We start from the raw sequence: 19875 nt of genomic DNA on the forward strand, positions 1-19875 counted from the left end.
TTTTTTTCTTTTTCCCCCCCCCCCCCCCCCCGCCCCGCCTGGGGGCTCTGCCCCCTAGCCCCCCGCTTGGTAGGTACCGAGTGGGCGCTATTTGGTAGGTGCCAGTGGGCACTTTTGGTGGGTGCCGATGCGTGCTGTTCGATAGGTGCCTGGTGGGGGCGTTGGCGGCGCGGCGCGCTATCTGGCGGGTGCCGAAGGGGGCTTGGTAGCGAGCGGCTGTTCGGTCGGCGTCGAGTGGATGCTTTGTGTCGTCTGCGGTGGTTGGTGGGGTCCGACTAGGCGCTTTCGATGGGGGGTTGCGGCTGTTCTGCGGGTTGGGGGAAGTGGGTTGTCGGTGCGGTTCGGTGGGAGGCGTTCGTGGGGCGGCTGGGTGTGGGGGCCTTATCTATATGTGTGCGCTGCGCGGGGGTGTGGGGTGGGGCGGTTCTGGAACTGGTTTCAGGTGGGGAAATGGGAAATGTGGTGCCGGAACGGGTTGATTCCTTGGAGGAACCTGTTCTAATTTTGGGCATGCGTAGATACGAGGGTCGTCGGGTTGTCGTCACCGGAGCTGGGTCGGGGATCGGGCAGGGGATCGCCCTGCGGCTGCTCGACGAGGGGGCGCAGTTGGTGGGGGTCGACATCGATCGGGCGGGGTTGGATGTCACCGCGGAGAAGGCGGGGGACGCGGGTGAGCGGTTTCGCGCGGTCGAGGTGAACATCGCCGATGCGGAGTCGGTGCGGGCGGGGACCACCGCGGCGCTCGAGTTTCTCGGCGGGCTGGATGTGCTGGTGAACGCGGCGGGGATTCTGAAGCCCGCGCGGACGCACGAGATGCCGCTGGACGCGTGGAACCAGGTCATCGCGGTCAACCTGACCGGAACCTTCCTCATGACGCAGAGCGCGCTGCCCGCCTTGCTGGACTCGGGGCACGGCGTGGTGGTCAATCTGTCCTCGACCGCGGCCTACAGCGCCGCGCCGTATCTCGCCGCGTACGCCGCGTCGAAGGGCGGGGTCAGCTCGTTCACTCATTCGATCGCGCTGGAATACGCCAAGCAGGGTTTGCGCGCGGTGAACATCGTGCCCGCGGGCATCACCAGTGGGATCACCACCAAGTCGATCCTCGATCAGCCCGAGGGCGTGGACTACAGCCTGTTCGCGCGGCTGACGGGCTGGCTCAACGGTGGCGCGCTCGGCACGCCGGAGGACATCGCGGGCGTGGTCGCGATGGTCGCTTCCGACGACGGCCGCTACATGACCGGCACCGAGATCCGCATCGACGGCGGCGCGTTGATGTGAGGGCCGCCGAGGTTCTCCTCGCGACGCCCGGACGCGCAGTCTGATTACGTAACTCCCATGGGTAACACCTCTGGCGTGCCGCCGCGGCACGCACGGTCGCTCTCGCTGTTCGCCGCCTGCCTGCTGGCGCTGGGTGCGCCGGGTCAGGCGCAGGCCGCCGAGCAGTGGGGGCCGCTGGCGCCGCCGAATCCGCACCTCGGTCCGAACGGCACGTCGACCATGCACGGCGACGCGGGGGCTTCGGACGCGACGCCGTTGGCGGGGCCCGGTCTGCGCGGGGTCGGCGCCTATCCGCTGGCCGCCGCGTGCCCGACGCTGCTTCAAGGCTCCGACGGGCTCGTCGTCGCGTTGTGCACCGCCATCGTGGGGCGGTCGCCGACGGTGCACCTGCTCGATCCGGGCGCCGGGCCGGTCGGCCGCTCGCTCGCCTCGCTGGAACTGTCCAAGGGCAGCCTGCTCGGCGGCGTGTACGTCTATCTGGACAACGCCGACCGTCTCGTCGTGGTGGACGGCGACCGTGCGCTGTTGCGTGTCGCGCACGCCAAGAGCTCCGGGGGCAGCTGGCAGCTGCGCGTCGACACGCGCACCGATCTCTCCGGCGCGATTCCCGCCGACGACAACGTGACCGGGTTGGTGCCCGATTGGTCGGGCAACGTCTGGTTCGCCACCGGCAAGGGACTCGTCGGCCTGGTCACTTCGGCGGGCGTGGCGACGACGGTGGCGCTGCCCGCCGGTGAACTGGTGGCCAACAGCATCTCGGCGGCGCCGAGCGGGCGGATCGCCGTGGCGACCACGCACGCCCTCTACGAACTCCACGCCGACGCGTCCGGACGGCCCGAGGTGATCTGGCGCGCGGCCTACGACCGCGGCTCCGCGCGTAAACCGGGACAGCTCAGCTGGGGCACCGGCTCCACCCCGACCTACTTCGGCCCGCGCACCGGCGCCGATTACCTCACCATCGTGGACAACGCCGACGGACAAGTGCGGGTGCTCGTCTACGCCTCGGGCACCGGGCAGCCGGTGTGCTCACAGCCGGTGCTGACCGAGGGCGGCGCGGGCAGCGAGAATTCGCCGATCGGCATCGGCGGGTCGGTGTTCGTGGCGAGCACCTACGGCTATCCGTATCCCGCGGTGCCGGAGGACGCGGGCCCGGCCGTGCCGCCGAGCGCGCCGTTCGCGGGCGGGATGACCCGGGTCGACATCGATGACGCGGGCGGCTGCCGCACGGTCTGGGAGAACACCGTCCGCAGCGCGGCCGTGCCGCACCTGTCCACCGCGGACGGATACCTCTACACGGTGACCAGGCGCGGTCTCGACGTCACCACACCACTGGACGGCTACGCGTTCACCGTCATCGATCCGGGCACCGGAGCAGTGGTCTCGAACACGCCGCTGCCCGGCACCATCGTGGACGATCCGCTTCAGATGTCCCCGCTCGTCACCGCGAGCGGGCGGGTGTTGCAGGGCACGGTTACCGGCGTTTTGCGGGTCGGCTGACCACCACGCACAAGCCTGTGGATATCCCGGGCATTTCTGTGGAAAACGTGTGCGGCGCAGGGAATGTGCGCCTGGTTGTGCACAACTCGCCCGATGGTCCGTGAAACTCCTTGCGCACCAGCGTGAGTGCCGGAGCCGCGTTGGTTCCAGGCATTGTTTCCGCTGGTAGAACGCCTATTCATGAAGTGCTGACACATCGTCCGGCCTGTGCATACGTGATCGGCGCCGCGCAGGGGACACGGAACCGCGCCCCGCTCACACCGACATCAGCCCGTTTATCCACAGGATGTGCGCACCGCGGTGATCAGTTCGCCTGGTCAGGCATAGCTGCGCGCCGCGCACTGCTGTGGAAATCCGCGGCGTTCGGCCCGGTCGCCAATCCGCGCTCGATCATCGCGAGGGTGCGCGCGATGGCCAGATCCCTCGCCTCCGGCCCCTGGTCGGGCATCGCCCGCTCGATGAGCAGCGAGGCCATGCCGTGCACCGCGGACCACGCCGCGAACTCGGCGTCCGGCCGGTGCGCGGGATCGGTGAAGCCGATCTCGACGAGCTCGTCCAGCAGATCCGAGAGCAGGTCGAAGGCGGGGGAGTCCCAGTCCTCCGGGCCGTCCTGTTCGCGGTTGCAGAACGCGGTGCGGAAGAGACCGGGCTCGCGCAGGGCGAAGACGATGTATCCGCGCCCGACCGCGAACAGGCGGGTCACCGCGTCGGCGTCGGGCGGGAACGTCTTGATGGTCTCGGCCATGGCATCGAACAGGGTCTGCTGCGCTTGCTCCTGCGCGGCGCCGAGCAGCTGCTCGTGATTGGTGAAGTGCCGGTAGGCGGCGGTGGGTGTGACGCCGACGCGGCGGGCGGCGGCGCGGACGGTGACCGCCTCGGGTCCGCCGGTCTCGGCGAGTTCCGCGGCCGCGTGCACCAGGGCATTGCGCAGGTCCCCGTGGTGATAGGGGCCTTCGCGGTGTGGGCGCCGCGCTGCCTGTTCGGTCGCTGATTCCGATGTCGTCACCTCTTCGATGTTGACACTCGCACACATCGGTGGCAAGTTAACACCCACAAAGTTTACGCATGCACACATGCCCGACTGGAGGCTCGACATGTTCGAACGACTCGGCCGCTACGTGGCCGGACATGCTCGCTGGATACTCGTGGCGAGCGTGCTCGCCCTGATCGCGGGCGGCGCGCTCGGCGTCACCGCGTTCAGCAAGATGCAACCCGGCGGTCAGGAGGATCCGAACGCGGAATCCAGCACCGCCACCGCGCAACTGGCCGACGAGTTCGGCGCCGACACCGATTACGTCTTCCTGATCCGCGCCGAGCAGGGCAGCGTCGACGCCGAGGCGATCGCCGGATTCGGCAGGGAACTCGCGCGCAGGCTGGCGGCCGACGATCGGCTCGTCAACGTGGTGTCGTACTGGGACACCGGCTCTCCCGCGATGCGCTCCGGCGACAGCACGGCCGCGGTCATCCTGGCCGGCGGGGCCGATCAGGATCCCACCAGGGAGACCGAGATCGCCGAGCAGATCGTCGCCGAATACCGCTTCGACGGCCCGATCGCCGACGTCAGGATCGGCGGCACCAACGCGATCTTCCACGCCATCACCGAACAGATCGGCGCGGATCTCGGCCTGGCCGAGGGCATCGCGGTGCCGCTGATCCTCGCGCTGCTGGTGCTGGCCTTCGGCAATGTGGTCGCCGCGCTGCTCACCATGGTGGTCGGCGGCGTCGCGATCCTCGGCACCTTCACCGAGCTGTCGATCCTCGGATCGATGACCGACGTGTCGGTGTACGCGGTGAACCTGACGACCGCGCTGGGTCTCGGCCTCGCCGTGGACTACGGGCTGCTCATGGTCAGCCGCTTCCGTGAACGGCGAGCGGCGGGCGCGTCACCCGACGACGCGGTGGTCGGCGCGGTGTCGACGGCCGGGCGCACCATCGTGTTCAGCGCGGCCACCGTCGCGGCGGCGCTCTCCTCGCTGGTGATCTTCCCGCAGTACTTCCTGCGCTCGTTCGCCTACGCGGGCATCGGTGTGGTCGCTATCTCGGCCACGGCCGCCGTGATCACGCTGCCCGCGCTGCTCGTCGCGCTCGGCGCCAAGTCCGACGCGTGGAAGATCCCGGGCGTGCGCGGTATCCGCGGCGACGCGGCGCCGTTCTGGGCGGGGGTGGCGAGCTTCGCGATGCGGCGTCCGCTGGTCACCGGCATCCCGGTGGTGGCGGCGCTGCTGCTGGCCGCGGCGCCGCTGCTGAACGTCCAGTTCGGTACGCCGGACGATCGCGTGCTGCCGACCAGTACCGACGTGCGCCAGGTCGGCGACGCGCTGCGCGATGATTTCGGCGGCGGTGACGCCAACGCGCTGTCCGTCGTCACGGCCTCGGGGGTCGAGGCGGGTCCGCTCGCCGAATACGCGGCCGCGGTCTCGCGAGTGACGCACGTCACTCAGGTCGATTCCAGCGCGGGCACTTTCGTCCGCGGCGAGCGCACCGCGAGTTCTCCCGCGGACGCCCGGTTCGCCAGGCCGGACGCCCAACGCCTCACTGTGCTCACCGATCTCGACCGAAACTCGGCCGAGGCGCGCGATCTCGTCGACCGGGTACGCGATGTGCCCGCTCCGGCAACGGCTCTCGTCGGCGGGCAGGTCGCCGAGCTGCGCGACAGCCTGGCTTCGATCGGATCGAGATTGCCGGTGGCTGTGGCGTGGATCGTGCTCACCACCTTCGTGCTGTTGTTCCTGTTCACCGGCAGCATCGTGCAGCCGTTGCGCGCGCTGCTGTCGAACGTGTTGAGCCTGGCGGCCACGCTCGGGTTGATGGTCTTCGTCTTCCAGGACGGGCACCTGTCCGGTCTGCTCGGATTCACGCCCGCGCCGCTGGACGTGTCGATGCTGCTGTTGTTGTTCTGCATCACATTCGGGTTGTCCATGGACTACGAGGTTTTCGTGATCAGCCGGATCAAGGAGATGCACGACAGGGGCGCGTCCACGCACGACGCCGTCGTCGAGGGGCTGGCTCGCACCGGCAGGTTGGTGACCACGGCGGCGGCGTTGATCTCGATCAGCTTCCTCGCCTTCGTCACGAGCGACGTGCGGTTCATCCAGTTCTTCGGACTCGGCGCGGGGCTGGCCATTCTGATCGACGCGACGCTGGTGCGCGGTGTGCTCGTTCCGGTGGCGATGCGGCTGCTCGGCCCGGCGGCCTGGTTCGCGCCGCGCCCACTGCGGTTGGTGCACGCGCGAATCGGTCTCGCGGAGGCGTGATCGTCAACACACCTGAATGCGTCCGGCCGGGTTTTCACGCTCGGCCGGACGCCGTCGTTTCAGTACCCGAAACCGGCTCGGCCCTGGCCTTTTGACCCACTGAGCGAGACGGTGAGGCGAAGGTCACACGGCCGCTTTCGATTGCGGTTTCGGTGCTGGGGTACCGCTCGGTACTCGGGTGCGGGCGCGCAATTCCGCGCCTGGCAACCATCCACTTCCGCCTGATGCGAGTACGTCGAATGCCATTGCGACCGGGTGTCGATCTTGTTTGGTCGGCGGTAAACAAACTTCGGGTCTTTTTTCACTCCCGGAACATGTAGTTACCAAAAATAGAGTTGACAAAACCGCAGGTAGATGCGTTGTTGTAGATACATACCGGTGCCCGAAAAATGCCTTGGCTAACCATTCCATAGCCCATTGTTCGGTGCGTGGAAGGGCTGATCGAATGGTTTTCGAGTGCCCTTCGGGCGGGTTTCGGAGGGTCGAAATTCGGGCGATCGAGCGTCAGCTACGAGTTAGCTGCCAGTATGAAAAACTGTGTGGTCAGAGGGGTTTGCTGGCGCGCTGCTTTATACGCTCGCCACCGGCGTGGAGGGTTGCGCGGGCATAACGATTGTGTAGAGTCGACGGTAACGCTGGCCGCAGCTGAGCAGCGACTCGCTGCGGCCAGCGGAACTCAAATGGGGGATATCGCAACCGATCTGATACATGGCGTTGCTGCCGATTGTCCGAGGCCGCGCCGATCAGCGTGTGCCCGAGGTTGTCTGCCAACTCTCCGCTTCTTCGACCGGTAAAGCCGCCGCCGCGTCCTGCGCCAGCGCCGCCCTTCGTCCCGCGCCGAACACGTAGGCGAGGAAAAGTGCCTCGGCCGCGAAGCCGATACCGATTCGCACCGGGGCGGGAAGCGGACTCGGCGTCACGAAACCCTCCAGCAGGCCCGACACGAACAGCACCCCGACCAAACCGAGCGCGATCGTCGCCGTCGCCCTGCCCTGCCGGGCGACCGCCTCGATGCGGCTCAGCCGACCGGGGTCGACGAGGGTCCAGCCCAGCTTCAGTCCCGCGCCACCCGCCACGAACACCGCGGTCAGCTCCAGGGTTCCGTGCGGAAGGATGAAGCCGAAGAACGAATCGAGCCGGTCCGCCTCGGCCATCAGCCCGGCGGTGATGCCGACGTTCATCGCGTTCATGAACAGCAGATACACCGCGGGCAGGATCAGCACGCCGGTGAACAGCGCGATCGCCGCCACCCACGCGTTGTTGGTCCACACCTGCGCGGCGAACGCGTCGTTCGGGTGCTCGGTGTAGTAGGTCTCGAACGCGCCGCCCGGCGCGGTGACCGCGGAGTTGTCGGCGGGAATGCCGAACAGCTCGCGAGCCCGGCCCGATCCCTCGATCCAGATCGCCAGCCATGCCGAGACCGCGACGAACAGCGCGGCCACCGACGCCCACCACGGCCACGCCCGGTAGACCGCGGCAGGGAAGCGGTGGGTGAAGAAGTGACCGATCTCACCCCAGGTGTCGGCGCGGGTGCCGAGCACCCGTCCGCGCGCCCTGGCCAGCAGGGCGCTGAGCCCGGCGATGAGTTCCGGATCGGGACTATGCGATTGCAGCCTGGCCAGCTGCTGTGACGTCCGCCGGTACAGCGCGACGAGTTCGTCGGACTCCGCCCCGCTCAGCTTGCGCCTGCGCGACAGCTGATCCAGCCGGTCCCAGGACCGCCGGTGCGCGTAACTGTATGCGTCTACGTCCATATCGGTTGCCTCCCACTACCGCCGGTCGCAAGAATGCTATCGAGATGGCTGAGTTCACCACCGGCGAAGCGGTCGCCCTCGAGCTTCCGATCGCGCGGATACCGACACGCGCCACCGCGTTCCTCATCGACCTGGTGGTGCAACTGACGCTGGGCGTGCTGTGCGTGGCCGTCGCGGGCCTCCTGGTGGTGCGCAGCGGCGCCGACCCGGCGTGGGGTGACGCGATCATGCTGACGACCGTCGTCGCGGTGCTGGTCGGCTATCCGGTGGCGTGGGAGACGCTCAGCCGCGGCCGGTCGCTCGGCAAGCTGGCGCTCGGGCTGCGGGTCGTCCGCACCGACGGCGGGCCCATCGATTTCCGCCACGCCATGACGCGCGGTCTGGCCGGCGTCATCGTCGACTTCTGGATGCTCGGCGGTTTCGGCGCCATCGCCGTGATCACCTCGATGTGCTCCCCGAACGCCCGGCGCGTCGGCGACGTGCTCGCGGGCACGGTCGTCGTGCACGCCCAGCGCGGACTGCCCGCGCCCGCCCTCGCCTTCGCGCCGCCCTGGCTCGTGGGCTGGGCCGCACGCCTCGACCTCTCCGGCATACCGGAGGATCTCGCCCTGGCCATTCGCCAGTACCTGACCCGCCTGCGCACCCTCACCCCGGCGGCCCAGGCGACCCTCGGCCAGGCTCTGGTCACCGCCCTCTGCGCCCACCTGCGCGTGCCCGTTCCACAGGGCTACCCGCCGATCCAGATCCTCGGCGCCATCGTCGCCGAACGCCAACGCCGCGCCCTCGCCCCACAGGCTCCCGGCCTCGTCCGCGTGGCGTAGCCGCTTTCCCACAGACCGTTCTCACGCCTCACAAGGCTGATGCCTATGTGAGGCGTACGAAGGTGTGTGAATCCAGCCGGGGACGGCGGGTGGTTCAGAGGGAGCCGGACTGTTTGAGTTCGAGGTATTCGTCGGCCAGCGCCTCGGGGAGGCGGTCCGGGGGTGCGGAGACGACCGCAATGCCCTTGCGGCGCAGGGATTCCTGTACCAGGGCGCGTTCGGCGAGGATCGTTTCCGCGGCGGCCGCGGCGTAGATGTCGTCGCGGGTGGTGGCGGCCGCGGCGACGTCGGGGTCGATCACCGAGACGATGAGGACGCGGTGGCGGTGCGCGAGGACGGGCAGCACCGGCAACAGGTTCTCCTCGACGGCCGCGCCGTCCAGGCTGGTGAACCACACCACCAGGCTGCGGCGGCGAGCCCGTTCGATGGTGGCGCGCACCAGCCCCGCGCTGTCGGTGTCGACGAGCGCGGGGGTCAGGCCCGCCAGCGCGTGCATGAGCTGGAGTTGCAGGCGGTTGCCGCGCACGCCGCGCACCTCGGTGCGGACGGTGCGGTCGTAGGCGAGCAGATCGACGCCGTCGCCCGCCGCCGCGGCCAGCCCGCCGAGCAGCAACGCGGCTTCGATCGCGGCGTCGAGACGGGTGCCTTCGCCGACCCGGCCCGCGCTGACCCGCCCGGTGTCCAGCAGCATCAGCACGTGCCGGTTGCGCTCGGGGCGCCAGGTGCGCACCAGCACGTCGGTGGCGCGTGCGGTGGCGCGCCAGTCGATGGAGCGCACATCGTCGCCCGCGACGTACTCGCGGAACGAATCGAATTCGCTGCCCTGGCCGCGGGTGTTGGCGACGTTGCGGCCCTCGAGGTGTTGCAGCCGCTTCACTTTCGAGCGCATCAGCCGCTCGCTGCGGAACGCGGGCAGCGCCCGCACCCGGGCGGGCACGGTGCGCCTGGTCTGCCTGCCCGCCAGGCCGAGCGGGCCGAGCAGCCGCAATGTCACCGGACCCGCGACGCGGTCGCCGCGGTGCACCGGCCGCAGCGAGGTACGCAGCCGCACCTTGGTGTTGGGCGCGAGTTCCAGGGTGTGCCTGCGGTTTTCGGTGCGCGCGCTGCGCGGCCAGTCGTCCCAGAGCAGGCCACGCACCGTGTGTGCGCCGGTGTTCACGACGGTGAGCTCCACCTCGGTGGCGCGGCCCTGCCGCACGGCGGTCAGCTCCGGCCTGGTCAGCGTCAGGTCGCCCGCCGCGCCCGCCGCGACCAGGTCGACGAGCACCGCGATCGCCAGCGCGGCGCACGCCAGCGCGACGCCGTACCAGGACGGCAGCACGACAGCCACGAACAACCCGAGCACCGCCGCGACGGTGACCAGACGACCGGTGACGACCACGGCTAGACCGGAACCGGGACCGAGCCGAGCAGCGAGGACATGACGCCCTCGGTGGTGACACCGTCCAGCTCCGCCTCCGGCCGCAAGTGCAGCCGGTGCCGCAGCACCGCCACCGCGACGAACTTCACGTCGTCGGGCGTGACGAAGCCGCGCCCGTTCAACCACGCGAACGCCCGCGAGGCCGCCATCAGCGCGGTCGCGCCGCGTGTCGACGCGCCGTGCTGCACGGCGGGCGCGGTGCGGGTGGCCCGGCACAGGTCGACGGTGTAGGCCAGCACCTCGGGACTGATCGTCACGGTGGCGATGGCGGCACGCGCGGCGGCGATGTGCGCGGGCCCGGCCACCGGCCGCAACCCGGCCGCCGCGAGATCGCGCGGGTCGAAACCGGCCGCGTGCCGTTGCAGGACGCGGAATTCGTCGTCGCGCCCGGGCAATTGGATGTCGACCTTGAACAGGAACCGGTCCAGCTGCGCCTCCGGCAGCGGATAGGTGCCCTCTTGTTCGATCGGGTTCTGCGTGGCGATCACGACGAACGGGTCGGGCAGCGGCTGCGGCTTGCCGTCGACCGAGACCTGCCGCTCCTCCATCGATTCCAGCAGCGCGGACTGGGTTTTGGGCGGCGTGCGGTTGATCTCGTCGGCGAGCAGCAGATTGGTGAACACCGGGCCGTGCCGGAAGGTGAACTCGGCCGAATGCGGGTCGTAGATCTGCGATCCCGTGACATCGCCGGGCATCAGGTCGGGCGTGAATTGCACCCGCGCGTACTCCAGATCGAGCGCGGTGGCCAGCGCGCGGACGAGCAGCGTCTTCGCCACGCCCGGTACGCCTTCCAGTAGCACGTGACCGCGGCACAGCAAGGCGAGCACGAGGTACATGACCGCGTTGTCGTTGCCGACCACCGCCTTGCCGATCTCCGCGCGCAGCGCGCCGAACGCCGCGCCGGCCTGCTCGGCGGTGGCGGCCTTCGTGATGTCCGTGGTCATCCGACCTCCTGTACTCGGCGGGCGTTCCCGCGTCTCGTCGGCCGGGTGAGCGCGAGGCGATAGTCGCTCATGCCTCCGCCTCGCTGGCGCTCCGCTGCGGCATGCGCGCCGCGCGCTGGCACATGATTCGCTCACTTCGTTCGCTCATCCGATCTCCGTCTCGATCCATTCCAGTTGTGCGGCGACGATGTGCAGCGCGCCCGCGTCCGGCACCGGGCCGAAGAACGCGTTCCCGACCAGCTGCCGGTCCGCGCCGATGCGTGCCGTGACGGCCGCGACGAGCAGGTCGGGCGGCGCGTCGGCGCCCATCCCGAGCAGCGGCCGCAGCCTGCGTAGCGTGGCCGCGCGCAGTTTCGCCGCGACGTACTCGTGGTCGCGGGAGCGGCGATACAGCGCGGCCTGGCCCGCGAGCAGTTCGTTCGCGGCGACCTCCACCGGGCGCGGTTCGCCGACCAGCGCGCCACGCCGCCGGGCCCGCCACCACACCAGCAGCGCGGCGGCGATCAGAAACTGCAAGCCGCCGAAGGCGAGCGGCGCGGGCAGCCGGGCGAAGATCGAGTCCTGGCCGGGGCCGATGTCCGGCCGGTCGATATCGCCGTTGGAGGGCGGCGGCTGCGGGGGCGGGATGTCGGGCGGCGGTTTCGGCGCGGTGGGCGCGCCGCAGGATTGCATCGCGCCGTAGACGATCAGCAGGAGCACGGCCACCGCGGCGAGCGCGGCCCAGAACTTCGGATCGCGCAATAGTGCAGGCAGCGGCGGCAGCTTGCGGCGGGTGCGTGGCGCGGTCTCCACCGGCGTCAGCTCGGTGGGTTCGGCGACGGGAGGCGGGGCCTCGGCCGAGAAGCGGTCGGCGTATTCGAGCCTGCGGTACTCGTCCTCGGTGGCCGTGCGGCCGCCGTAGACCACCTCGTCGAAACTGCGTGCGGCGGGCTGGAGTTCGGTGGTGACCTCCAGCGGCAGCACCGACGAGACGTCGTCGACCGTCTCGTCGGCGGTCCGGGAGCGGCGCACTTCGAGCACACCGCGTTGTTCCATGCCGCGCAGCACGGCGCGGAAGCGCTCGCGCAGCGCGCGGTCGTAGTCGCGGCGCTGGGCGGCTTCCTCGGCGGCGGCGCGGTGGTCGGCGGCCGGACCGAGGCGCGGGGGCGGCGGGGTCTCGGGATGCGTCACCGCGCGCCTCCGGACGGGATCCGGATGTCCAGACCTTCGCGGCGGCACCGCAGATCGATGTAGGACGCCACCCGCGTGCTGGCCTCGACGATCTCGCCGAAGGCGACGAGCAGCAGCGCCGCCGAGGTGAGCAGCACGATCACCGGCCAGCGGTGGGTGCCGGAGAAGTCCGAGACGAACCACGGAATCGCCAGCAGCGGAACGGCGAGCAGCGTGAACAACAGACGCTGACTCAACCACAGCCCGGTCAGCGACCATTCCGAGCCGCCGACAAGGAGTTTCGTGCGGCGCACCGCGTTGCCGTGCGAGCCGTGCTCGGCGAACAGCACCGGCGCGACCAGGAACCGCTTGGCGCGCAGGTAGCCGAGCCAGATCACCGCGAACGGAAAGGTGATGATCAGAATCGCGCCGACGGACAGGACGCCGATACCGACGAGGGTGAACAGCAGCTGCCCGATCAGCAGCGCGGGTGCGGTCCCGCGCAGCCGGACCAGCGCGGCCCGCCATCCGATACGCTCGCCCGCGATGCTCGCCAACCCGACCGGCACCGTCACGCCGCGCAGCAGCAGGCGGAGGAACCACGCGCCGACCACGGTCGACAGGATCGCCGCCCACGCGGTGCCCGCGTCGGACCCGTCGGTCGCCTCGGAGACGCTCGCGGTGATCACCACGACGACGACCTCGGCCACCACCAGTCCGGCCGCCGCCGTACCGGCCAGCGTGGCGATGTTGGCCTGAATCAGGGCGAACGGCAGGTCGAGCAGTTCGCGGAAGGTCAGCGGCCGGATCGGCACCGTCGTTCCAGGGGACCCTGGTACCGGATCGCTCCCCGCCCCAACGGCACCGGCCGGGTCAGCGGCTGGTAACACGCGGCCGAGTCTAATGGGCACCGCGGCCGGGCGTCAGGGCTGGAGGAGGCAGCGCAGCGTAATCACGCAGGCCCCGAGGCTGTCACACCATTGGGTACAGCGGCACCGAGCCCGCTATCAGGTTCGCGTCAGCGTTCCAGCAGACGAGCGACCACATGGCGGTAGCGCTCCGGGTCGATCGGCGGGATGCCGAGCAGCGCCCGCAGGTACACCCCGTCGCCGACGAGCCGGATGATGTCGGCGCGCACCGGGTCGTCGATCTCGGCGTCCAGGCTGTCGGACCAGGAGGTCATGAGTTCGGTCAGCGCCCGCTGGACATTGTCGAGGTCGGGACCGGAATTGGCGTCGATGGTGCGCATGGTGGCGAGCAGCGAGCGGTAGAGCTCGAGTTCCACGGCATCAGCGGCGTTGTCCTGGTTGGGGGTTTGGAGATACCACTCCGTCGCGGAAATGCCTTTGGCTCGCGCGTCGGTGAGCTGCTGGGTGGCCCGTTCGCCGACTCGGCGGACCAAGCCCGCGAGCAGCGAGTCCTTGCTCTTGAAGTGATAGAGCAGCCCGCCTTTGGAGACGCCCGCCGCGGCGGCCACGTTCTCCAGCGTCACCTGGGACATGCCTTTGTCCAGCAGCAACGTCTCCAGTGCGTCCAGGATCCGGTCGCGGGTGTTTGCCGTCACGCGAGGAACTATACCGGCTGGACGGTAAGGTGCTGTACTGTACCGTCTGGACGGTAAATGAACCTGACGACGAAAGTCGAGAAAGTCGATGAACGCCCAGACCTCAACCGCGGCCACCGCCGCGTCGACAACCACGCCCGCCCCGCCGCGCGCCACCGCGCGCGAGTGGGCGGGCCTCGCCGTACTCGCCCTCGCCCTGCTGCTGCTCGCGGTAGACGCCACCGTTCTGGACCTCGCGGTGCCCGCCATCAGCGCCGACCTCGCACCGACCACCCCGCAGCTGCTGTGGATCATCGACGTGTACTCGTTCGTGCTCGCCGGTCTGCTCGTGGTGATGGGCAATCTCGGCGACCGGATCGGGCGGCGCAGGTTGCTGCTCATCGGCGCGGTCGGCTTCGGCCTCGCCTCCGCTGTCGCGGCATGGGCGGTCTCGCCGCACATGCTCATCGCGGCGCGCGTGCTGCAAGGCGTCGCCGGCGCGACGTTGATGCCCGCGACCCTCGGCCTGATCCGGTCGATGTTCCTCGATCCGCGTCAGCGCACCGTCGCGATCGCGGTGTGGAGCGCGATGGCCGGTGGCGGCGCGGCGGCCGGTCCGCTGCTCGGCGGCTGGCTGCTCGAGCACTACTGGTGGGGTTCGGTGTTCCTGGTGAACCTGCCGGTCATGCTGGTGCTCGTAGCGCTGGGTCCGGTGCTGATCCCGGAATCACGCGACCCGAATCCGGGCCGCTTCGATCTGCCGAGCGCGGTGCTGTCGATGCTGGCCCTCGTGCCGCTCGTGTACGCGGTGAAGGAAGCCGCGGCGCACGGTCCGAGCGCGGCGCTGGTCGCCGTCGGCGCGGTGGGTGTGCTCGCGGGCGTGCTTTTCGTGCGCAGGCAGCGCAGGCTCGCGCACCCGATGCTGGACCTGAAGCTGTTCGCGCTGCCCAGGTTCCGCACCGCGGTGGTGACCAACCTGCTCGCGGTGTTCGCGTTGGCGGGCGTGCTGTTCTTCGGCTCGCAGTATCTGCAGCTGGTGCTCGGCAGGTCACCGATGCAGGCCGGTCTGCTGTTGCTGCCGGGGCTGGTGGCCAGCGTGGCCGCCTCGCTCGCGGCCGCCTGGCTGCTGCGGCGCTGGCGGCCGGGCGCGGTGCTGGCGGGCGCGCTGGTGACGGCGGCCCTCGGCGCGGTGCTGTTCCGCTGGCTCAGCCCCGACGCCGCGACCAGCACGGTGCTGTTCGTCCTCGGGTTCCTCGGCATCGGCGCGGGCGTCGGTGTGGCGCTGACGGTGTCGTCGGACCTGGTGATCAGCTCCGCCCCGGCGGAGCGAGCGGGCGCGGCGGCGGCGGTCTCCGAGACCGCCTACGAGACCGGCATCGCGCTCGGCGTCGCGCTGCTCGGCAGCGTGGTCATGGCGATCTTCCGCAACGGTCTCGACGTGTCCGAGTTGCCCGCGGAGTCGGCTGGTCCCGCGTCCGAATCCCTCGGCGCCGCCACCGAATTCGCCCGTCAGCTCCCGGAGGCCGCGGCCGAGACCTTCCTGGTCTCGGTGCACGAGGCCTTCGTCTCCGGCATCCACCTGGCCGCGCTCGGCACCGCGTCGGTGCTGCTGATCGCCGCCTGGGTGGCGTTCCGCCTGCGCGCGGCGCGTTCGTGATGCAGCGAGGACTCGCACCCCTGGTGGGTGCGAGTCCGTCGCGTTCGTCGTGTGATCACTTCAGCAGGGCCGTGCTCGGTGCGACAGGGAGACCCGGCCTTCAGTGCGGGTGGGTGGTCGGCGTCACGAGGCGGCGCGTCTTCCCGAGTTCCGATCAGGAAGCGCTGTGGCGCCGTCGGTTTCAGCGTGGCCGTGCCAGGGTGGTCGGTGCGATGCGGCCGCGCAGGGTGACCGACTCGCCCAGCTGCCAGTGCTCGCCCTCGCCCGCGTCCGCGGCGGCGACGGTCGACCCGGACGCCAGCAGCAGCCCCGAATCCTGTTTGGCGAGTTCGCACAGCCGCGCGGCCTCGTTGACCGCGTCGCCGATGACGGTGAATTCGTAGCGCTGGTGCGCGCCGACATTGCCCGCGACCACGCGTCCCGCCGCCACGCCGAGACTCGCGGTGAGCTCCGGGATTTCGCCGAGACGCACGCGGATGGCGCGGGCGCAGGACAGGGCCGCGCCCGCCGCGTCGGGCAGGGGAGTGGGGGTGCCGAAGACCGCGAGCGCCGCGTCGCCCTCGAACTTGTTGAGCAGCCCGCCGCAGCGCTCGACCTCGTCCACCACGAGCCCGAAGAAGCGGTTCAGTAGCGCGACGGTCTCGGTGGCGGATCGGGTCGCGGTGATCGTCGTCGAGCCGATGATGTCGATGAACAGTGCCGCCGCGTCGGTTTCCACGCCGCCCAGCTCCGGCTCGGCGGCCAGCGCGGCGTCCGCGACGTCCTGGCCGACGTGCCTGCCGAACAGGTCGCGGATCTGTTCGCGCTCCCGCAACCCCTGCACCATGTGGTTGAAACCGCTTTGCAGCTCGCCCAATTCGGTGCCGTCGTACACCGCGAGCCGGATGTCCAGATCGCCCTTCTCCACCTGGCGCATCGCCTGGCGCACCCCGCGGATCGGCGCCACGGTGGCGGCCAGGGTCTGGGTCATCAGCAGCAGGCCGAACACCAGCGTGGCGCCGCCGAGCGCGAGCACGCACACGGCCAAGCGCTCGGCGCTCACGTCCGAACGGCCCAGCGCGAGCACGGCGATCACCATCAGTCCGGCCACCGGCACGCCGGAGCCGAGCATCCAGGCCAGCAGCGAGCGCCCGAAGACGCCGATGCCGCGGCGGCGATGGGCGGGCGCGGCCTCGAGCACCCGCGTCGTCACCGGTCGCAGCGCGAACTCGATGATCAGATAGCTGTTCGCGCACACCACGATCGCGCTGATGCCGACGGCGAACGCGACCTTCGGGATCAGTTCCGGATCCGCCAATCCGTACAGCGTCGTGAGCAGGACGAGCCCGCCGAACCACAGCAGACCCTGCTGCACCACCAGCGACCGGGGCACGGCGGCCGCGGCCGCCTGTTCGGCCTCGGTGGGGACGTGATCGAGATCGGTCGCCCAGCGCAGGGCGCGCAGTCCGCGCGTCGTGCCCCACCCCATGCCGAAGGCCATCGCCAGCCCGGCGTAGACGGGTGCGGCGATCACGTCGAGCAGCAGCAGGTCGCGGGTGAACACCGAGGGGCCGGGCAGCACGAACCCGCCGAGCGCGATCGAGACGACCATGCCTGTGACGTTGGCGAGGAGCAGCGGCACCGTCAGCAGCAGCTGAATTCGCAGCCGGCGCATCCGCGAGGATTCCTGCGCTGACCCGAGCAGCCGCGAACCCCACGGCGCGGTCCGCGTCGACACCTCACCCACCACCGGCATGCGTGCAGAGTAGAACGCCGCGCGCGAACCCACTCGGAGATCTCTGGCGGACGGGATGCAGGCCAGTGCGCGCTCGGCAGGATCGGGTCTCCGCACGAACGGCGCGACATCGCCCGGACCGCGCGGCCGATCGCTCGATCAGCGGCCGGGAGGAAGCTCCCGTCGGCCGGAGCCCGGCAGTTCCCGCTGCTCGCGCGCGGTCAGCTCGTCGTGGTGCGCCACGGGCGGCAGTCCGTAGTACGGCCCGTATCCCTGGTGGAGCGCGGCGTACCGCGGATCGTGCGCCGCCGGGTGCGGCGCGTCGACCACGGTCGAGGCGATGCGGTGCGCGTGCCAGGCCTCCGGCGAGCCGGGCGGCAGCTGGTAGCCGGCCTGCGGCGTGACCGCCTGCGGCTGGGCCGGTGCGTGCGAATCCTGCGAGTCCACCGTCACCTTCCTGGTGCGGCGCAGCGTGAAGGTGATCTCCTCCACCTCCTCGAACGCCTGCCGCGCGGTGCGCAGCGGGTGCGTCGCGGTGTCGATCGCGTTGGCGACGAATGAGGGCACCAGCGGCCGGATCCAGCGTGCCGCGGTATCGGTGAACGGCACGGTGCCGATGATCGGCAATTCCAGGCCGCCGCCCTTGGGCTCCTCGGTTCTCGGCGCGACCGGGGCGAGCGCGCCCGCGCCCGTGATCGGTGCGAGCGGAGCCGCGCCGACGGTCGCGGGCAGGTTCGGTGTCACGATCCCGTCCTGAGACACGGAACTGTCCTTTCGATCGGCAGCCGGTGCGGCTGGCAGTTCGGGGTGCCTCGGCTTGTCGAGGCCACGCGGTTCGGAGATGCCGATCTCCAGCCCGCCGATGGCCGCGATGATCCGGGTGCGCTGGCGCTCCCTGTCGATGGCGGTGTCGGCCTCCACGGCGAGCCGGGCGGCGGTGAGCTGCTGTTCGGCGCGCATCTGCTCGGCCTCCGCGCGCACCTCGGCCTGCTTGACCGCGATGGCCGCGTCGGCTTCGCGTTCGGCGCGGTCGACCACGGCGCGGGCGGCGGCGTGCCGGTCGAACGAGGTCTCTCCGCGCCACCAGCGCAGCAGCAGCGGCAGCAGGGCGAGCAGCACGAAGGAGATCAGGCTCGCCAGCCGCAGCAGCAGCGCGCCGCCGGTCGCCGCGGTGTGGTCGTTCATCGCGACCCAGCGCGCGCCCAGCCCCCGATCACCGTCCGTGAAGGCGGCGGATCGGGCTGCGGCCGTTGCCCTTTCGGCCTCGGGCAGGCGCTGGTCCAGCGCGGCCGCCCGGTCCTGCGCCGCAGCGAGCCGGTGGCGGGCGTCGTCGAGCATCTCGTTGGCGGTCTGGGATTCCGGTCCCCGGCCTGGCACGCCGGTGATCCGGGTCTGCGGGCATTCCGGGGTCGGATTGAATTCGCACCGCGCGATCACCAGTGCGCGGTCGATATCCGCCTGCGCGGCGGCGATGGTCTGATCCAGCGCGGTGCGGTCGGCGCGCGCCCGGTCGAGGTCGGCGCGGGCGGCGGCCACCGCGGGTGCGGATTCGACGGCGGCGTGGGCCTTTTCGTCGAGTACGCGGTTCACCGAACCGCCGAACAACGCCGTGCTCGCCAGTTCGCCCAGCAGCACGCCCGCGAGGATCGCCACCGCGATGCGCCCGGCCAACCCGAGCCGGTCGGGCATGCGGCCGGGCCGCGCGGTGGCGAGCGCGCGGCCGACGGTGCCCGCGAGCAGCGCGACGATCAGCGCGACCGGCACGATGGCGAACAGCGGCCAGCCGTCGGTCACAGCCAGCGCCAGGGTCGTCACGACCCCCGCTACCAGCGCGAACAGTGCGACCGCCGCACCGGTGACGGCGTAGCTGGCGCGTTCGTGGCGTTCGGTGAGTTCACCGGTCTGACCTCCGCCGAGCCAGGTGAACAAGCCGGTGACGGTCATGGGATCTCACATCCTCTACGTCCCAGTCGTATGGCAGCTTGGCGAAACTGTCACAGATTCGTTGTCCCAGCGTGACAGGCAGTAGCCCGACACACCGAGTACGGCCCAGTGGATGTGGCAAGGCTCACAGCGAAGGCGGCGGTTTCGCCTAACCTGACTGGGTGATTCGTTGTCCAGCGAACGGGCGGGAGTATGCGCGCACTCGCGGCGGCACTGCTGTCGGCGGTGCTGCTCGTGTGGGCCGCGGGTAGCGCTCGGCCGGTTCCCGGCGAGCCGATGGACAGGTCACTCGACCGGCTCGTCGTCCTGATCGCCGAGCGTCTCGACACCGCCGACGCCGTCGCCGCCGCCAAGTGGGCCGACGCCGCGCGCGACGGATCGGCGCCGACCATCGACGACCCGGCCCGCGAGGCGGAGGTCTACGACGCGATGGCGCGCCTCGGCGTGGCCAAGGGGCTGCCCGAAAACTGGGTCAGGCGGGTGTTTTTCGGCCAGATCGAGGCCAGTAAGACGGTGCAATACGGCCTGATCACGCGCTGGCGGTTCGACCCCGCGGGCGCCCCGAGTACGCCACCGGATCTGACCGACGTGCGTCCGACGATCGATCGGCTGAACGCGGCGATCATCGACCAACTTGCCGAGCACCGGGCCGAACTGGCCGCGCCGGACTGCATGGAACGGCTGTCGCACGGCGTGTTCGCCCTGCTCGAGGCCATGGATCCGCTGCATCGGCTGGCGCTGATCCGGGCCGCTTCCGCACTGTGCTGAGCGACGGTCGCCGAGCGTCCGGCGCGGTGTGTTCAAGACCACTGATCTTGTTTGCTGAAAATGTGCTGTAAAGCACAAAGCGCAAAAGAATCCGGACGGTCGGATACCTCCTGAGGCTTGTCACACCCCTGT

Annotated in this window: 15 protein-coding genes; 6 read left to right on the top strand and 9 right to left on the bottom strand. The window is 70.3% G+C overall.

Annotated elements, in window-relative coordinates:
• Positions 1-510 precede the first annotated feature (510 nt).
• Together ACRWNM_RS10890 and ACRWNM_RS10895 are read left to right on the top strand one after the other, a co-directional pair.
• Positions 511-1278, top strand: a complete 768-nt coding sequence (locus tag ACRWNM_RS10890; RefSeq protein ID WP_431966195.1) for an SDR family NAD(P)-dependent oxidoreductase — start codon at positions 511-513, stop codon at positions 1276-1278.
• Between the two features lie 57 nt (positions 1279-1335).
• Positions 1336-2775 carry a hypothetical protein gene (locus ACRWNM_RS10895; protein WP_431966197.1) on the top strand — a complete coding sequence of 480 codons (1440 nt, stop codon included), beginning with the start codon at positions 1336-1338 and terminating at the stop codon, positions 2773-2775.
• 304 nt (positions 2776-3079) lie between these two features.
• On the opposite strand, the gene ACRWNM_RS10900 is transcribed toward ACRWNM_RS10895, so the two are convergent.
• Positions 3080-3781 carry a TetR/AcrR family transcriptional regulator gene (locus tag ACRWNM_RS10900; protein ID WP_431966199.1) on the bottom strand — a complete coding sequence of 234 codons (702 nt, stop codon included), beginning with the start codon at positions 3779-3781 and terminating at the stop codon, positions 3080-3082.
• 67 nt (positions 3782-3848) lie between these two features.
• On the opposite strand from ACRWNM_RS10900, the gene ACRWNM_RS10905 reads away from it, so the two are divergent.
• Positions 3849-6029 carry an MMPL family transporter gene (locus ACRWNM_RS10905; protein WP_431966202.1) on the top strand — a complete coding sequence of 727 codons (2181 nt, stop codon included), beginning with the start codon at positions 3849-3851 and terminating at the stop codon, positions 6027-6029.
• Positions 6030-6772: 743 nt separating this feature from the next.
• On the opposite strand, the gene ACRWNM_RS10910 is transcribed toward ACRWNM_RS10905, so the two are convergent.
• On the bottom strand, positions 6773-7783 hold the full coding sequence (locus ACRWNM_RS10910; RefSeq protein WP_431966204.1) for a stage II sporulation protein M: 1011 nt from the start codon (positions 7781-7783) through the stop codon (positions 6773-6775).
• A gap of 44 nt (positions 7784-7827) precedes the next feature.
• Here ACRWNM_RS10910 and ACRWNM_RS10915 point away from each other — a divergent pair, with 44 nt between their 5' ends.
• Positions 7828-8604, top strand: a complete 777-nt coding sequence (locus tag ACRWNM_RS10915) for an RDD family protein (protein ID WP_431966206.1) — start codon at positions 7828-7830, stop codon at positions 8602-8604.
• Between the two features lie 94 nt (positions 8605-8698).
• Here ACRWNM_RS10915 and ACRWNM_RS10920 read toward each other — a convergent pair whose 3' ends face one another.
• The 5 genes from ACRWNM_RS10920 to ACRWNM_RS10940 all read right to left on the bottom strand — a co-directional run bounded on the left by ACRWNM_RS10920 (position 8699) and on the right by ACRWNM_RS10940 (position 13681).
• Positions 8699-9985, bottom strand: a complete 1287-nt coding sequence (locus ACRWNM_RS10920) for a DUF58 domain-containing protein (protein ID WP_431966208.1) — start codon at positions 9983-9985, stop codon at positions 8699-8701.
• 2 nt (positions 9986-9987) lie between these two features.
• Entirely contained in the window at positions 9988-10968 is a 981-nt protein-coding gene (locus ACRWNM_RS10925; protein ID WP_431966210.1) for an AAA family ATPase, read from the bottom strand.
• A gap of 144 nt (positions 10969-11112) precedes the next feature.
• A complete protein-coding gene (locus tag ACRWNM_RS10930) occupies positions 11113-12138 on the bottom strand; it encodes a DUF4129 domain-containing protein (RefSeq protein ID WP_431966212.1) in 1026 nt (341 codons plus the stop codon).
• Positions 12135-12932: a hypothetical protein gene (locus ACRWNM_RS10935; protein WP_431966214.1), complete on the bottom strand. Its 798-nt coding sequence runs from the start codon at positions 12930-12932 to the stop codon at positions 12135-12137. Before ACRWNM_RS10935 ends, ACRWNM_RS10930 begins: the two co-directional genes overlap by 4 nt.
• Before the next feature lie 203 nt (positions 12933-13135).
• Positions 13136-13681: a TetR/AcrR family transcriptional regulator gene (locus ACRWNM_RS10940; RefSeq protein ID WP_431966216.1), complete on the bottom strand. Its 546-nt coding sequence runs from the start codon at positions 13679-13681 to the stop codon at positions 13136-13138.
• Between the two features lie 88 nt (positions 13682-13769).
• Between ACRWNM_RS10940 and ACRWNM_RS10945 the strand changes: the two genes are divergently transcribed.
• Complete coding sequence (locus ACRWNM_RS10945; RefSeq protein WP_431966218.1) at positions 13770-15317, top strand: MFS transporter; 1548 nt, start codon at positions 13770-13772, stop codon at positions 15315-15317.
• Positions 15318-15498: 181 nt separating this feature from the next.
• Here the strand turns inward: ACRWNM_RS10945 and ACRWNM_RS10950 are convergent, their stop codons facing one another.
• Positions 15499-17052 (bottom strand): adenylate/guanylate cyclase domain-containing protein, encoded by a 1554-nt coding sequence (locus ACRWNM_RS10950; protein WP_431966220.1) that lies wholly within the window; start codon positions 17050-17052, stop codon positions 15499-15501.
• Between the two features lie 138 nt (positions 17053-17190).
• On the bottom strand, positions 17191-18975 hold the full coding sequence (locus ACRWNM_RS10955) for a DUF4407 domain-containing protein (protein WP_431966222.1): 1785 nt from the start codon (positions 18973-18975) through the stop codon (positions 17191-17193).
• Between the two features lie 192 nt (positions 18976-19167).
• Between ACRWNM_RS10955 and aroQ the strand changes: the two genes are divergently transcribed.
• Positions 19168-19743 carry a gamma subclass chorismate mutase AroQ gene (aroQ, locus tag ACRWNM_RS10960; RefSeq protein WP_431966224.1) on the top strand — a complete coding sequence of 192 codons (576 nt, stop codon included), beginning with the start codon at positions 19168-19170 and terminating at the stop codon, positions 19741-19743.
• The last annotated feature ends 132 nt before the right edge of the window (positions 19744-19875 follow it).

It is taken from the genome of Nocardia sp. bgisy134, assembly GCF_965341865.1.
GTDB lineage: Bacteria > Actinomycetota > Actinomycetes > Mycobacteriales > Mycobacteriaceae > Nocardia.